Source organism: Bacteroidia bacterium (assembly GCA_039924845.1).
Taxonomy (GTDB): Bacteria; Bacteroidota; Bacteroidia; order DATLTG01; family DATLTG01; genus DATLTG01.
Window position 1 is genome coordinate 1 of sequence record JBDTAC010000070.1, and the last position, 17,137, is coordinate 17,137.

A 17,137-nucleotide genomic window follows, 5' to 3' on the forward strand; every position below is an offset into this window, starting at 1 on the left:
GCTATTGCGATGATGCCTGTTAACCCGCTCAACTTTACCGGTGTGAGTCTATCTGTATCGGTTCCATCACCCAATTGGCCATCTTCATTACTTCCACAGGACCAAACACTGCTATCCTTTTTCAGAAATAGGCAATGAGATTCTCCTGCTGATATTGCGGTGACGCCTGATAGTCCACTCACCCGAACTGGCATAGATCTATCCGTTTTTGTTCCATCGCCCAATTGTCCATTACTATTATTTCCGCAAGCCCGTGGAGAACCGGAAGTGTTGGATAAAAAATAAGAAGAATAAGAAGAATGAGAAGTGCTCCCTGAAAATATGGCTTGAGCATTAGCGCCCATGCTCATCCCGAGTAGAACGATGGTGATAATTAGTAGTTTTTTCATTTTGTTTTGTTATTGGTTTATTATTTAATTGTTAGTATCTTTTTATATGCCTATATTTTTTGCAGCAAAACTAAAACGTACTGAAATAATTCGCCCACCAACTTTTGTATGTAAGCCTATTGCTTTACGAACAGGGATTCCTTCAAATTTTAAATTCATTTGAGTAAAAGAAATATCTCCTCTTATTAAATTAGGATCAACATAAACAACTTGTGATTTGAGTTTACCAATACAAGTTATAAAAAGTCCTAAAAAAATTATTTTTTTATACATAAATTATTTTTTTGAATCATATCAATTACATTTGATTTGACACATCCTTCTTGTGGATTAACTTATTCATAAGTTCATAAAATAATATATCAAAAGTCTTTAATAAATTTGCGTCCGTTCAGCAAAACGCTCAGTAAAGTTGCGTTTTGCTGAACACTTAAATAATAGACGCTTACATTTTATTTATTTTTCAATGATTTTTCGAGATCTTTTTCAAGGCGTTTTGCTCTACGTGATTTAGTTCCATTAATAATTGCCGGAGTATCTATCCGTCTTGGTTTAAGTGCTTTCCAATTTTTACTGAAACCATCAATGAACAAACCAATAGGACCAGTTGAAAAAATATCAAGTACAATAAAAATCCCTTTTACTTTTGATTTAAGAACAATTGTTCCTGTTTTTCCAGCGGATGTTAATTCAAGTTTATGTTTAATTTTTTTATCTAATTTTAAACCAGTTGTATAATATGAATAGATAGTTGAATATTGACTTGCATAATGGCTTTTTTCCTTGCCGTGAGAAAAAACCCTCTCTGTTTGTACTGGCACCCCGTTATCTGTTACTGTTAAGTCGGCAGGAGCATCATAGAGAACTACATTGTTTGTTCTTGTTCCAAACAGAGTTGCACAACCTGAATTTAACAGTATTGCTGTTGTTAGAAATAAGCCGAAAATTAATTTTACTTGTTTTTTCATTTTGTTTTGTTTTTATTAGTTTATTATTTAATTGTTTATACTACTTATTTGCTCTTTTCAGATGCCTAATTTTTTTTGCAGCAAAACTAAAACGTACTGAAATATTTATCAATAGATAAAAATATCTATACCTGCAAATAGTTTTATTTCAGTTTTAAAAGTTTAACTTATTTTTTTAAAGCTCGATTTATTAGGAATGCGGCAGGCTACTCCACCTTTTTACCATTTACATCTATCTTAAACTTCACTCCGTCTTTTTCTACATCGGCTATTCCATTTCTAAACCAATCTGCATTATCATATTGCAAAGGGATTACAACTTCTCCCCTTATATTTATGTATCCATACTTGTTATTCTTTTTTACAACTATCCTGTTACTATTTAAGGTATAAGTGTCTATATAAGTATTTACTTCAAAATATGACATAGGATAATCTATATGATCATATTGCTCTAAATTATCTGCCATAATCTTTAAATTATAAACATCTATAATTGCAAATATTTTGGTAGAGTATTGCACACTCCTAATTGAATGATACTGGCATAGCCTTAGTCCATCAAATTCTTTTCGATCTATTTCTAACCCTTTGGGTAATAATATGGAGTCCATTGTAGCGAGATTATAAATAAACATTTGATTAGTTGTGTCACCGCTTTTTAAAGGTTTTTTATATGCCGTAATGTAGTTCCAACTGTGACCTTCTCCATCATCCTCATTGTGACAATCGTCACCTTGCATATAATAGCTTCCTGTTAAATATTTTCCATCTCTGTCAATTACCCTTATAACACCTCCTGCAAAATTTCCATTTGTTGAGGTGTAAACAATAGTGCTAGGATTATCTCCAAAATTAGTAGATCGTGGCCATTGTGGTTGAATTAACCATTTGCCATGAGCGTCAGCAAACCCCCAAAGTTTTCCTTTCTTTTTTGGTTGTATTCCCATAGTTTTAGCAGGAGCTTCATACTTCTCTCTTTTCACTGCAACGGCTGGACTATAATCTTTCGGAGAAAAATCAGCATACCTAGTTCCTGTGGGATTGCTTGAGCCGTATTTCCATTGGTCGGCACTGCCTTGTCCTACACATACCGCATTGATGCTTAAGATGCCAATTGATAGTGTAAATAGTTTTTTCATGGTGTTTTTATTTTAAAGGGTTTCTTTTTAATTTATTGTTTAATGAATTTCTTGATTAGAATACCCTTATCTGTTTTCAGCCTTTAAGAAATAAACTTCCCCAGTTTGTTTACTCAATCACAACCTTTCCTGTTTTAATTATTTGTGTTGTGGTACGAAGCTGGTAAAAATACAAACCCGCAGGAAGGTCACCTCTGTAGAGCTCGGTACGAGAATTTGTAATTACTTTTTTCATTACTTCTTTGCCTAACAAATCATACAATACAAACTCCGTGTTTGAACCAATGTTTTCTGTTTCGATAAATAAAGTTGTGTGAAAAGGATTAGGGTAGATATTGAAATTAGAACTTAATATTATCTCTTGAATAGCTGCTAGGCTACTGTTTAATTTAGCAAGGTAATTTATTGCATTACCATCAATTTGTGAAAACAAACCACCTACATACAAATCTCCTTTATAAGATGTTAAAGCTTGCACTGAGTTATTTGTTCCTAGTCCAAAAGTGCTCCAACTTGAACCATTCCATTTAGCGACACTATTAGCAGTATTTCCTCCTGCTGTGGTGAAATCACCTCCGACATGAAGCTCTCCATTATAATTAGTTAATGACCTAACATAATTGTTCACACCTCCAGTCCCTACAGCAGACCATACTGTTCCATTCCATTTAGCAATATTATTCGCAGAATTGCCTCCTGCTGTAGTGAAACTGCCACCAGCATACAATTCGCCATTATAAACAGCTAATGATAAAACATTGTTATTCGCACCTGATATTCCCGTGCCCACAACCGACCACGCTGTTCCATTCCACTTGGCTATATTATTTACGGCAACGCCTCCTGCAATAGTGAAACTCCCACCAACATACAACTCTCCATTATAAACAGCTAATGCATAAACACCATTTCCTGTATTTCCTGTTCCCAATGCAGACCATGCTGTTCCGTTCCATTTAGCAATACCGTTAATTGAGATACCTCCTGCAGTGCTGAACTCCCCTCCAACATAAAGTTCTCCGTTATAAACTGCTAATGTATAAACATCACCATTTGTTCCTGTCCCTAAAGGAGACCAAGCTGTTCCGTCCCATTTGGCAATGCGGTGAGAAAGAATGCTACCTGCTGAATCAAAGCTGCCACCTGCATATAAATTACCATTATAATTTGTAATTGCATAAACTCTGCTATTGTGTTGCATACCACTACCTAATGCCGAATAGTTTGTTCCATCCCATTTTATAATTTTCATTGCAAACACAGTATCTCCATTACTACTAATACCAGCTCCAAAACTTCCACCTGCATAAAGTACATTATTTACGGTGTCAGGATATAAGCTATATACTTTATCTTCAATTCCTTGACCAACCGTGCTCCAGGTTTGTGCATTTACTGAAAGAGCTGTAACAGCATATAAAATAGTTGTAATTATTTTTTTCATGTTTTTCATGTTTTTTATTTGTTCGGAACAAAAGTCTATAACAGTTAATTAGTATCAAATACCACTTTAGTAGTAAAATATTAGGACACTCTTTTATAAATTTTATTTAATGCTTCTGTGCGCGAACTAACTTCTAATTTTTTATAGATGTTGCGTACATGGGTTCTAATGGTTTCGGTACTTAAACAAAGGCTTTCGGCAATTTCTTTATAGCGTAATCCATCTGCCAGAAGTGGAACAACCTCTTGCTCACGCTGAGATAATTTTCCAAGTAAAGATTTTTTCATAAAGTGTTGTTGTTGTTTTTTTTACAAAACTCGCCTTATGAATGCAGTTATACAATCACACTTTAGTAGTAATCTTTATTTTTTAAATACTTTATTTAAAGCGTCGGTTCTTGAGTTTACCTGTAGCTTTTGGTATATGTTGCGTATATGAGTTCTTACGGTTTCTGTACTCACAAAAAGTTTATCGGCAATTTCTTTATAGCGCAATCCTTTTGAAAGTAATTGCAATATCTCTTGTTCACGCTGAGACAATTTTTCAAGCTCTTTATTGTAATCTGTATTACTAAAAGATGCTACAATTTTTCGAGCAATATGGCTGCTCATTGGCGAGCCGCCTTTATATATATCAACAATAGCATTTAACAATTTAGATGGCTGCGTAGTTTTTGTGAGATAACCCGTAGCTCCTGCTTTTAATGCCTTAAATACAGATTCGGTATCTTCAAAAGAAGTACACATTAAAAATTGTGTATTAGGACATTTAGGTTTTAGTTCAATAATACATTCTATACCTGATTTATCTGGAAGATGAATATCAGTTAACACAACATCTAATTTTAATGTAGGGATTTTATCAAGAGCTTGTTGTGCATTTTCAAAAATATGGATGCATGAAAAGCCTTCACTTTCATTAATAAGAGACATCATGCTTTCGCCAATTTCTTTTTCATCTTCTATAATTCCAACTGTAATTTGCATGTTGCAAAGCTATAAGATGTTTACTATTTATTTCTACTACAAAAGTAGTATTATGTTTTTTTGATATTTTGAATAGGCACGTCAATTTTTATTTCAAGTCCTTGGGTTTGAATAGAATTAAAAGTGGCTTTAGCATTAATAATTTTAGCTCTATACTTAATATTTCTTAATCCATTACCTTCTTTATTTTGATTATCTAAACCAATACCATTATCTGTAATAGTAATCTGTAATTGCTCGGCAGTAACTACCACTTGTATGTATACATCTGTAGCTTTGGCATGTTTTACAATGTTTTGTAAACACTCTTTTACCATAAAGAAAATATTTCGATGCGCCTCTTTAGAGATTTTATAGTTTGGGATATTTTCAGGGAAATCGAGTGATACATCCATAGAAAAATCATTTAGGTAATCTCTGCTATATTCTCTTATGCGCGCTATAAGACTATCTAAGGTTGTGTTTTCTGGGTTCAATGCCCAAATTAAATCGCGCATATTATCTACTAAATTTACAGATGTTTCGGATATAGATTTTATGCTCGATTGAATTTCTGGATTGTTTTCTGCTTTTGTTGCTATTACTTCGCTAAGAAATTTAATTTTAGAAAGACCAGAACCTAAATCATCGTGAATGTCTTTTGCTATTCGTAAACGCTCATTTTCTTCGGTTTCTCTAACCGCTTGTTCTTGTTTTTGAATGGCTTTAATTTTTTGTCGAGAAAAATAAAAATAGCCGCCAAAACAAAGAGATAAAATAACCAAGATGCTTGCAATTAATAAATAGTTTCTTTTTTGCACAATTAGCTTTTCTTCTTCCAACTGTATGGAACTAATTTTTTCTTGTTGTTTTAAAAATTTTATTTCAGCTTCTTTTTTTTCGGTTTCATAAAGTGTTTGTTGCTGTGCAAATTTTTGAGCAATATTTTCAGAGAATAAAGAGTCGTTGAGTTTGCAGTAAAGTTTATAATACACAATACTTTTTTTCGGGTTATTTAAATTGTTTTCATATAGATCAGCGTATGTTTTATAGGCTTTTTTCAGATCTGCTTTCAATCCGTTTTTTTTGCAAATACCGATTGTTTTATTGAGCAATTTTTCTGCGAGAGTATTTTCTTTTTGTTTGTAATAAAATGTAGCTAAATCATACGAATACCTTGCTATATCTCTTGCCTTACCCATCTGCTCTGCCAATTGAATGGCATGCGTATAGTTTAATTCGGCCCTTTTGAAATCATTTGTATTCTCATAATACGCACCTAAACCTTCATATATTTGAGCCTCGTCATCCTTTTCCCCAGTTTGGGTAGCTAATGATAATCCTTTTTCAAAATTAGCTTTTGCTTCTTTTTCGTTTTTTATGTCCAAGTATATTTCGCCAAGGTTTGTATATATATTAACAGCGTAAGATTTGTTCCCAACTTTTTCAGCAATGGTAAGTGCCATTTTACTATACTTTATCGCATCGGGATAATTTCTTAATTTTTTATTTATAACAGCAATGTTATTGTAAACAGTTATTAAAGAATTTATATCTTTTATTTCCTCTAAAAATTTTGCCGCTTTGTAATTGTATTGCAGCGCAAGCGTAAAATCAGATTTATCATCGTAAATTGTTGCCATGTTATTATATGTAAAAGCAATCCCTCTTTTATCACCGAGTTCAGATTTTATTTCAATAGATTTTTCCATATAATTAATAGCCTCATCAAACCTTAATTCATCCCTGTAGATGTTGGCAATGTTATTATAACAATCGGCAATACCTTGTTTGTTATTTAATTCCTGCCGGATGGTTAATGCGGTATTATAATAATTCAATGCTTGTTTAAATTCACCTTTTATCCTATAAATAATGCCAATGTTATTGTTTACGGTGGCAATCCCTTTCTTGTCTTTTATCGTTTCTTTATCTTTTAACGATAATAAATAAAACCCAAGAGCTTCATCGTTTTTTCCTTCATCGCTGGCTACGTTTCCTAGGGTATTGTAAGCAGATGAACGGCCTTTATAAAAGTTTAATTTGGTAGCTAAGTCCACGGAATTCTTACCATAGGCTCTTGCTTTTTTGAGATCAGATGAACTGTATTCCCATGCCAGCTCATTCAGGGTTTTTACTTTCTCACTGTCTTCCTTAGATGTTTTAAGAACGCTCAATAAGCTATCTGGATAAGAATTGGTTTGGGCTTTACCAATTATTAAAGTAAAATAAAGGAGTAAAAAAAAAGATTGTTTTTTCATATTCTAAAACAAATATATAAATACATACCGTAGCACAACTTTTAATTTTGAATTAAAACTGCTTTAAAATATTTTTTCTTGCGTTCTTTTTTTCTTGAAAGAAAAGAACCAAAAATTCAAGACTTAGCTTTCTCATTTCATTTTAGTTATTCTAATGGCTGATTTCCTCACACGTTCGGAAATCCCAATCTCATCACGCTTTCATTTTGCGAAAATTTTATTCGAAATCCTATGCCGAAAAAAATATTTTTTCAAATGAGAATTCAAAGTGGAGCGTAAGCCAGAAAAAGTAGCGGAGGCTGAGCCTGCTTGTGTGCAAGCTGATAACTTTTTTTTGATTTTTTGTTTCTTTTTTATTAAGAAAAAAGAAATTAAGAGAATAATAGAAACATAAATCTTTTAAAATAAATTTTCCAGCAAATCGTCATCAACAATATTAGGAAGCGTAACTTTTAAATTGGGCGTGCGTTGCATTTCACGTTTAATCGCGAACAACGCTTCTTCGTTTCGCGCCCAACTTCTGCGCGCAATTCCATTGTTTACATCCCAATGCAACATTGCTGTTAAGCGTCTATCGGCATCATCCGTTCCATCCAACACCATTCCGAAACCGCCATTGATAACTTCCCCCCAACCAACTCCACCGCCATTATGCAAGGACACCCAAGTAGCTCCGCGAAAAGCATCGCCCACAAAATTTTGCACCGCCATATCTGCTGTAAATTGTGAGCCATCGTAAATATTAGATGTTTCGCGATAAGGCGAATCCGTTCCGGAAACATCGTGATGATCTCTTCCCAAAACAACGGGCGCGGAAATTTTTTTTTCGCGAATGGCTTTATTAAACGCACTTGCAATTTTCACGCGACCTTCTGCGTCGGCATATAAAATACGCGCTTGCGAGCCAACTACCAATTTATTTTCTTGCGCAGCTTTTATCCAAATTAAATTATCGTTGAGTTGTTGCTTAATTTCATCAGGAGCCGTTTTCAACATTTCTTCCAACACATCTGCCGCCAATTTATCGGTAATTTCTAAATCTTTTGCATCCGCAGAAGTACAGACCCACCTAAACGGGCCGAAACCGTAATCGAAACACATCGGACCTAAAATATCTTGCACGTAAGATGGATATTTGAAAAGTTTTTTTTCGGTATCGCCTTTTCTAAAAACATCTGCTCCTGCCCTTCCTGCTTCCAATAAGAAAGCATTTCCATAATCGAAAAAATAAGTTCCAGAAGCGGTCATTTTATTGACAGCTGCTACATGACGCACCAATGTTTTTTGAACTTCTTTTTTAAATTGTTCCGGATTTTCTGCCATCATTTTTTTTGATTCCTCAAAAGAAATTCCTGCCGGATAATAACCACCAGCAAAAGGATTGTGAAGCGATGTTTGATCTGAACCTAATTCTACTTTTACGTTTTCCTTCGCAAACTTTTCCCACAAATCAACTACGTTTCCTTGATACGCAAGTGATACGGATTCTTTGGCAGCTCTTGCTTTTTCGATGCGAATAATTAATTTATCTAAATCATCAAACACCTCATTTACCCAACCTTGCGAATGGCGCGTTTGCGTAGCTTTCGGATTTACTTCTGCAATAACGCCAATTGCTCCCGCAATAACAGCAGCTTTTGGTTGTGCTCCGCTCATTCCTCCTAAACCTGCGGAAACAAAGACTTTTCCGCCTAAGCCAGTTCCACCTTTTGTAAATTTTCTTCCTGCATTTAAAACAGTAATCGTTGTGCCGTGCACAATTCCTTGCGGACCGATATACATAAATGAACCTGCTGTCATTTGTCCATATTGCGTTACGCCCAAAGCGTTAAAACGTTCCCAATCGTCCGGTTTACTGTAATTCGGAATCATCATTCCGTTGGTTATAACCACACGTGGCGCCTCTTTGTGCGAAGGAAATAATCCCATCGGATGACCAGAATACATTGCCAATGTTTGCTCATCCGTCATTTCCGATAAATACTTCATCGTTAAAAGATATTGCGCCCAATTCTGGAAAACCGCACCGTTACCGCCATACGTAATCAATTCGTGCGGATGTTGCGCCACAGCATAATCTAAATTATTACTGAGCATGTGCATAATTGCCGCAGCCTGCTTGCTTTTGTGAGGATATTCGTTTATCGGGCGGGCATAAATTTTATAATCAGGACGAAAACGATACATGTAAATACGTCCGAAATCCTTGAGTTCTTTTGCAAATTCTTTGGATAAAATAGCGTGATGCTTTTTATCGAAATAACGCAAAGCATTTCGTAAAGCCAACTTTTTTTCTTCCGCAGATAAAATATCTTTTCGCTTTGGCGCGTGATTGATTGCTTCCTCAAAAGGTTTTATTTCTGGTAACTCAGAGGGAATTCCCTGAGAAATTATTTTTTGAAAATTTTCGATAGTCATTTTTTAATATTGATTTTATATTTTTTTTCGATTTAGGATTGTCATTCTGAACTCGATTCAGAATTTTTGATAGGCTGAGAGCGTATTACAAATTCTTTAACCATTCATTTTTTATTTCTACTGTCTCGGTTAATTTTGTTTCAACACCTAAGTTAAATTCCTTTAATTTGTCGCAAAGAAGATTGCCGTCTACTAAGTCAATTGGTGGCGCACCATCTCTCGTCGCTTCTTTAATTGCTTCTTTGGTAAAAGTTCCAGTCGTAATAAATAACCCTTTTACATCTCTGCCAATCATTGCGCCTCTAAATTCTCTCATATCTTTCGGTGTCACGGAGCCTTTGTAACGTTTGCATTGAAAAATTACATAGAAACTTAAAAGTCCGTTTACTCGAACAATTCCTTTTCCGTCAATTCCTCCGTCACCAGCTTTTCCAGTAACTTCTACTTGAAAAAAACCACTTTCCCTTAAAAGTCTTTGAGATAAACGCTCAAATGCGTCAGGTTTTATTTTGTAAAGAACATTTAAAAGTCTTTCTTTCCACTCTTCTGGATTAAATGTCTCTTCTATAAACTTTTGCACAATTTTTTCAACTATCTCCGTATCAGTTTTTGTTTTGGGTAAATTTGGCTTGACTTGTTCCCTTACAACTCTTACAATTTCGATGTAGTCCAGTTTATTAACATCTATGCCAGCTTTTGTTAATGCCCAAATTCCGCGAGATGAGTTTTCAAGAAGTCCAAATTTTTTGAGATAAGTTCTACTCCAAGCAAGTCTATAATCAACTTCAATTGTTGTTCCTCCATCACCATGTGGAATTTGTAAAATGTCGTCCGAAATTTTTGCAATACCGTAAACTTTATTATTAATTTCTTCAACTGTCCCAGAGCCCCCTAATTCTTTAAGAGCTTTAACTGTTGGGATAATCAATTCGTCAAAAGATGGTAGGTCGCTATTTGCTTTTTTTCGTGCCATGTGTTTTATTAGTAAAATTTTTGTCTTACACTCTGCTTATCAGATTGCAACCTGTTTTCTTCATTTTCCGTTTCAAAAATAGCCTATATTTTTCTTGCCACAAAATTAGTTTTATAAGTTAGAAAACGGCATCGGATTGCGAATAAAATTTTAGCAAAAAGAAGGCGTGATGAGATTGGGATTTCCGAGTGTAACGAGGAAATCACCCGATGAATAGCCTTCAGGAAGCTAAAATGAAATGAGGAATCCAAGCCTTGAATTTTTCTTTGCTTCTTTCTTTTGTTTGTAAAATAAAAGAAAGAAGAGATAAAAGTAATTCTATCCGCTATTTTCTTTAACGTTCTTTTTTCTTGAAAAAAAAGAACCAAAAATTCAAGGCTGTTTATTCTTTTCAGAGATTTCTACACAAAAGTTTTTCCGCGCAGCCAAACTCATCCGCAAAAAGCGGATTCAAACAAGGCTGCTTACAAAAGCCTACGCTAAAAACATTTGCTTGAAAGCTTTATGAAAACAATAAAATGCCAATTCTTAATTCTTCATTTTTAAACTTGCTTTGGCAAGATACTAATTAATAAAGATGAAAATTTAAGATGTCATTCCGAACTTGATTCGGATTCTGCGCGAAAGGAAGTAATTTAGTCTGCAACTTTCATAACCGTTGCTCAGGCTGCCATAATTTCAGGTGATGGTAAAATAATTGATGCTGACGGTAAAATAATTGACGCTCACTCTTAAATAAACGACACTGCGAGTAAAATAATCGAGTCTGTAACTGCCATAATTGCATCTGATGGTAAAATAATTGTTTCTCACACCAAAATAATTGATGCTCGCAGTAAAATAATTGATGCTCACTCTTAAAATAAACGACACTGCGACTGCCATAATTTCAGGTGATGGTAAAATAATTGTCTCTCACACCAAAATAATTGATGCTCACTTTTAAATAAACGACACTGCAAGCAAAATAATCGTTGCTCTCGTCATCGTATACGACATGGCAAGAGAATAAAAGAGCCTCATCTCCACCCTTCTCCAAGGAAACAAGCGTAACTAAAAAGGTACTTTCCTTTGAAGAGGATTTAGGATAGCTTTTTCTTTGGCAGATTTCGAAGAATGACATCGAAATTTGATTTAATAAATAAATGGCTTTGAAAAAATAATTTTTCGAGCAGTGTTTTTTTACGAGTCAAAAAAATAATTTTTCGAATCGAAATTTTTATTCGAAATACTAAATTATGTTAAAATGACTGTATCAACAAGCAAAGGTTAATAACTTTAAGCTTCTTAAAAGTCCAAAGGTTTATTCGACTGTAACTTTACCCCCGCTTTTATACCCTAAACCAACGATGAATTTTAAATTTAAATCGGTTGTATCCGTCTTTGTTTTTGCGCTTTCTATGCAAATTTACACGCATGCAAATGCTCAAAAATCTGCTATATATACCGACGACGATGCTGATTTTAAATTAGGCGTTTCGCTTTTTCAAAAACAAAATTTTGGTTCGGCGCAGCATCTCTTCGACAAAACAATTGCTACACACGATTTTAATTCGCAAATAAGAATTGACGCGGAATATTACGCAGCCATTTGCGGAATCGAGCTTTTTAATAAAGACGGAGAATTACGTTTACGAAATTTTATTACCAATCATCCAGAAAGTCCGAAAGTTAAAAAAGCCTATTTCTATTTGGGAAAATACAATTACCGAAAAAAGAAATACAAAGATGCCATTGTGTGGTTTGATAAAGTGGATGTGTATGATTTGAACAAAGACGAATCACCAGAATATTATTTCAAAAAAGGATACAGTTATTTTAAATTGGAAAAATTAGACAGCGCGAAATTTTCTTTTTATGAGATAAAAGATTTAGACACCAAATATTCAGTTCCGGCAAATTATTATTATTCCCACATTTCTTACGATCAAAAAAATTACGAGATCGCTTTGCAAGGTTTTTTAAGATTAAGTCACGATGCGAGTTTCGGAAAAATTGTTCCGTATTACATTGTTCAAATTTATTATTTAGAAGCCAAATACGACAGCGTAATTTTGTACGGAAAACCAATGTTGGATTCTGGCAATACAGCACGCGCACCAGAAATAGCAAGGATTATCGGAGAATCGTATTATCGTACGTCGCGTTATGCGGAAGCGATTCCGTATTTACAACGTTATGAAAAATCCGTTGGTACGCTTTCTCCTTCCGATTCGTATGAGTTAGGTTATGCTTTGTACAAAGCCGGAAATTATTCCGATGCCATTACTCATTTTCAAAACGCCACTTCTAATGAGGATTCTCTTTCTCAAAATGCGTATTATCATATCGGAGATTGTTACATTCAATTAAATAATAAATCCTTTGCACGCAGCGCTTTCGGCACCGCTTCAAAAATGAATTTCGATAAAGTAATTCAGGAAAATGCCTTGTTTAATTATGCGAAATTGTGTTATGAATTATCTTTCAATCCTTTTAACGAAGCCATTGACGCTTTCAATCAATACATCAATCAATATCCCAATTCTCCGCATTTAGAGGAAGCGTATAATTATTTAGTGAACGTTTATTTGAGCACAAAAAATTATCAAGAAGCATTGAATTCGATTGAAAAAATTCATCCTTTAAACGATCAATTAAAAACAACTTTTCAGCAAGTAGCGTATTTTAGAGGCGTAGATTTATTTAATAATTTGGAAATGGATTCTGCGATTCATTTGTTCAATCAATCCTTGATGTATCCTTACACACAAACGTTTACAGACAAAGCTAATTATTGGAAAGCGGAAGCTTTATACCGTACCGGAAAATACGATCAAGCCATTGATGCGTACCAAAATTTTATGGATTTACCTGGAGCTTTTCAAATGCAGGAATACAACAATTCCAATTACAACATTGGTTACGCTTATTTGAAAACAAAAGATTATTTGAATTCGGCTTTGTGGTTTAGAAAATTCTTGGCGAACAATCCGAGTGACGCAAAAAAAATTGCAGATGCTAATATGCGCATTGGCGATGATTATTTTGTAACAAAAGATTTTTCGAATGCCGCCAATTATTATAATGAAGCCATCACATTAAAATCATTTAATGTGGACTATGCCATGTATCAAGAAGCAATGGCTTATGGATTGGTTCAAGAAAATCAGAAAAAAACAAATACATTATTGAATTTGTTGAGTCAATATCCAAAATCAGATTATACTGTTGCGGCGAACTTCGAATTGGCAAACACCTATGTTAATACGAACAACAATAGCGAGGCAATGGCGTATTATCAAAAAATATTGACTAATTATCCTAATTCCAGCTATTACAATCAGGCTTTGTTGCAAACAGGTTTAATTTATTTTAATCAAAACCAAAACGATTTGGCATTTAATACTTTTGATAAATTGATAAAAAGAGATCGCAAATCGCCGGAAGCAAATGTGGCGCTCGGCTTCATCAAGAAAATTTATATTTCTAAAAACGATGTGGATGGCATGCAGAAATATTTCAGCGAAACAGCGGCTGTCATTCCGGAAGCGTCCTTGGATTCGGTAACCTTCAACATCGCGAAAGACCATTACATGCAAAAAGATTGCGATAATGCGATTCCTGCATTTGATAAATACATCAGTAAATTTCCGGCTGGAATTTTTAGTTTACAAGCTAATTTTTATCGCGCGCAATGCGAAATAAAGTCAGGCAATATAAAAGAAGCCTTGGTGGGTTATAATTTTGTTATCGGCAATGCTAAAAACGATTTTACAGAACAAAGCTTACTAAACGCCAGTACCATTTATTTTCAACAAAAAAATTATTCGGGTGCGTTTGATGATTACAATAAATTAGAGACCGAGGCAGAAAATCCGGAGAATATTTTAACGGCGCACGTCGGACAATTGCGTTGCGCGATAATTTTGAAGAATGATGCTGCCGCGCAAACTGCCGCCAATAAAGTAATTTCATCCGAAATAGCTACAAAAGAGGAGATCAACGAGGCGCACTTGGATTTGGCAAAAATAAATTTACAAAACGAACAATACGATGCCGCAATGAACAATTTTCAATACACTACTGTAAACGCCAAAAACGTGATGGGCGCTGAAGCAAAATACAATATTGCCTACATTCAATACATACAAACTGATTTTAAATCGTCCGAAAAAACAATTTTTGATTTGGTCAATCAAGAGCCTTCTTATCCTTATTGGATGGGCAAAGGATTACTTTTATTGTCGGATAATTACGAAGCCTTGAAAGATACTTTTCAAGCAAAACTGACATTGAAAAGTGTGATTTCAAATTCTACATTTCCAGATTTAGTAACAGAAGCACAAACTAAATTGACGAAAATAGAACAAGCACAAAAACCTGTTGCTCCGGTAAGTTTGGATCAACAAATGAATGTGGAATTTCAAGGAAACACAAAAGAATCAGATCACTTATTTCAGCAACCAGCCGACACAACTAAAACAAAAAAATAAAGACGATGAGAAAAATATTTTTTTGGACACTGATTTTTAGTTCGCTCTGCAACGCAACATTCGCACAGAAGGGAGCAGATAGTTTGAATTACAATATTATCTCGCATTCCGAATTTATTCCGACCATCACCAACGCAAAAAAAATAAACGATTCGCCAGCATTAAACGATTCTGTTCCACCGATTCCAAAATTACATTATGGCATTCTTCAACGCCAAATTCCTACTTCATTTAGTGTTGCGCCCATTATGCCCGCAAACATGGTAGGTGAGCCTTTAACCAAATTGTACAGTTCTATTTTAACACTTGGTTTGGGAACATATACAACGCCTTACGGAGAATATTTTTTTCACAACCTACGTTCGAAAGATTACGCCATTGGTATTCATTTAAAACATTTATCTTCCTCTGGAGACCTTTCCAATTCAGGCTATAGTGCTTACAGCGATAATGTGGCAGAAGTGTACGGGCAATACTTTTTCGCACATGAAACGGTTTCCGGACAATTGGATTACAACCGAAATGTGGTGCATCAATACGGATACGATGTGGCGCAATTTGAAAACGTAACAAACAATGATACGAAACAACGTTTCCAAAAATTAGGTGCCGAATTTGGTTTTGAAAGTCATCTGAAAGACTCCTCTTCTGTAAATCACAACATCCAATTAAATTATTACAATTTGATGGATTTATTTCACACCACCGAAAATGAAGCGGGTGTAAATGTTTCCTTTTTTAGTTTCTTGAAACAACAAAATGTGAAAGTAGAGGTAAACGCAAAAATTAATTATTACGGAGATAAATCCGATAGCGCTACTACCAATCATACTATTGTGAATTTCAGTCCGCAATTAATTACCGTTGGTCATCCTTGGACATTAGCTTTAGGCATGACAGGCGCCGCGGATTTTACCAACCAAAATCAATTTTATGCTTATCCAAAAGTATGTTTCGATTATGATATTTACGAGCATATTATCATTCCTTACGCAGGCGCTGATGGAAATCTTCAGAGAAATAACTTTTTGAGTTTCTCGCAAGAAAATCCTTTTATCTCCTCTACAATTGACATGCAAAATACCGATACCAAATTGCGTCTTTACGGAGGTCTGAAAGGAAATATTTCATCTAATATTTCCTATAATGCACGCGTTTCTCAATCGAAAATAAACAACATGCCATTTTTTGTTACAGATGTTACTTCTCCTTATTTCAATACATTTAATGCGGTGTACGACAATGTTACCGTTTTAAATGTACACGGAGAATTGGAATACCAACACAGCGAAAAACTACGTTTGTTTTTTAAAGCCGATTACAATAAATACAGCATGACGAACGAATTGGAGCCTTGGTACATGCCGCAAATACAGTTTAACGTAGCTGCCAATTACAATATTCAAGATAAAATAGTGGTTAAATTAGATGTGTTTTACATCGGACAGCAATACGCCATGAGTTATTTCCCAAGCCCTTTTGCTCAAACCTATTCCATTTCCGCTAAAACCTTAAAAGGTATTACTGATTTTAATGTTGGCTTGGAATACCGCTACACCAAAAGGATGTCGGCGTTTGTCAACTTCAACAACATTGCCAATATCCGTTATTATCGTTGGGATAATTACCCCATGCAACGTTTTAATGTGATGGTAGGAATTTCTTACGTGTTTTAAAAAAAAATTCCGAATAATTAGTTGTTTCATTCTCCAACACAAGTTGTTTATAGCACATGGCTTCATAAACGAATCAATTATTAGTTCTGAACTTCAAGGAATGAATTCAAACTGCCAAAGTATGAGCTCTTACTTTCAATTAATGAGCTGTGAGTGTCCTACTCACAGCTCTTAGTGCCTCACTCACAGTTCTGAGTGTCATACTCACAGCTCATACTGAGATACTCTCAGTTCATACTACCTTAGTCAGAGTTCTGAGTGTCATACTCACAGCTTAGACTGAGATACTCACAACTCAGACTGCCTCACTCACAGTTCATACTGAGACACTCACAGCTGTGACTAAGATACTCACAGCTCATTAATAAATGCTATTATCCTCTCAAGACGCTTGTTTAACAAGGCAATTCCGTTTTAAAAGTACTC

14 protein-coding genes are annotated in these 17,137 nt (G+C 34.7%); 2 read left to right on the forward strand and 12 right to left on the reverse strand.

What is annotated here, in order from left to right; genetic code table 11:
* From ABIZ51_07605 to ABIZ51_07660, 12 genes are all read right to left on the reverse strand, one after another.
* Positions 1 to 389, reverse strand: a 389-nt coding sequence (locus ABIZ51_07605) for an RCC1 repeat-containing protein (GenBank protein MEO7088639.1), incomplete at its 3' end; no start/stop codon positions are given.
* 42 nt (positions 390 to 431) lie between these two features.
* Entirely contained in the window at positions 432 to 662 is a 231-nt protein-coding gene (locus tag ABIZ51_07610; GenBank protein ID MEO7088640.1) for a hypothetical protein, read from the reverse strand.
* Positions 663 to 841: 179 nt separating this feature from the next.
* Positions 842 to 1,357 (reverse strand): hypothetical protein, encoded by a 516-nt coding sequence (locus ABIZ51_07615; protein MEO7088641.1) that lies wholly within the window; start codon positions 1,355 to 1,357, stop codon positions 842 to 844.
* A 206-nt stretch (positions 1,358 to 1,563) separates the two neighbouring features.
* Positions 1,564 to 2,499 (reverse strand): WG repeat-containing protein, encoded by a 936-nt coding sequence (locus tag ABIZ51_07620; protein ID MEO7088642.1) that lies wholly within the window; start codon positions 2,497 to 2,499, stop codon positions 1,564 to 1,566.
* 109 nt (positions 2,500 to 2,608) lie between these two features.
* Positions 2,609 to 3,700: a T9SS type A sorting domain-containing protein gene (locus ABIZ51_07625; protein MEO7088643.1), complete on the reverse strand. Its 1,092-nt coding sequence runs from the start codon at positions 3,698 to 3,700 to the stop codon at positions 2,609 to 2,611.
* A gap of 323 nt (positions 3,701 to 4,023) precedes the next feature.
* On the reverse strand, positions 4,024 to 4,230 hold the full coding sequence (locus ABIZ51_07630; GenBank protein MEO7088644.1) for a LuxR C-terminal-related transcriptional regulator: 207 nt from the start codon (positions 4,228 to 4,230) through the stop codon (positions 4,024 to 4,026).
* Positions 4,231 to 4,305: 75 nt separating this feature from the next.
* Entirely contained in the window at positions 4,306 to 4,929 is a 624-nt protein-coding gene (locus tag ABIZ51_07635; GenBank protein ID MEO7088645.1) for a response regulator transcription factor, read from the reverse strand.
* Between the two features lie 50 nt (positions 4,930 to 4,979).
* Positions 4,980 to 7,169 (reverse strand): sensor histidine kinase, encoded by a 2,190-nt coding sequence (locus ABIZ51_07640; protein MEO7088646.1) that lies wholly within the window; start codon positions 7,167 to 7,169, stop codon positions 4,980 to 4,982.
* A 399-nt stretch (positions 7,170 to 7,568) separates the two neighbouring features.
* The gene (locus tag ABIZ51_07645) at positions 7,569 to 9,587 is read right to left on the reverse strand and encodes a urocanate hydratase (GenBank protein ID MEO7088647.1); all 2,019 of its coding nucleotides are present in this window, start codon (positions 9,585 to 9,587) and stop codon (positions 7,569 to 7,571) included.
* An 85-nt stretch (positions 9,588 to 9,672) separates the two neighbouring features.
* Positions 9,673 to 10,560, reverse strand: coding sequence for a restriction endonuclease (locus tag ABIZ51_07650; protein MEO7088648.1), 888 nt, complete (start codon positions 10,558 to 10,560; stop codon positions 9,673 to 9,675).
* Positions 10,561 to 11,238: 678 nt separating this feature from the next.
* Positions 11,239 to 11,445, reverse strand: coding sequence for a hypothetical protein (locus tag ABIZ51_07655; GenBank protein MEO7088649.1), 207 nt, complete (start codon positions 11,443 to 11,445; stop codon positions 11,239 to 11,241).
* A gap of 4 nt (positions 11,446 to 11,449) precedes the next feature.
* Entirely contained in the window at positions 11,450 to 11,683 is a 234-nt protein-coding gene (locus tag ABIZ51_07660; protein ID MEO7088650.1) for a hypothetical protein, read from the reverse strand.
* A gap of 226 nt (positions 11,684 to 11,909) precedes the next feature.
* Here ABIZ51_07660 and ABIZ51_07665 point away from each other — a divergent pair, with 226 nt between their 5' ends.
* A complete protein-coding gene (locus tag ABIZ51_07665) occupies positions 11,910 to 15,035 on the forward strand; it encodes a tetratricopeptide repeat protein (protein ID MEO7088651.1) in 3,126 nt (1,041 codons plus the stop codon).
* A 5-nt stretch (positions 15,036 to 15,040) separates the two neighbouring features.
* The gene (locus ABIZ51_07670) at positions 15,041 to 16,711 is read left to right on the forward strand and encodes a hypothetical protein (protein MEO7088652.1); all 1,671 of its coding nucleotides are present in this window, start codon (positions 15,041 to 15,043) and stop codon (positions 16,709 to 16,711) included.
* The last annotated feature ends 426 nt before the right edge of the window (positions 16,712 to 17,137 follow it).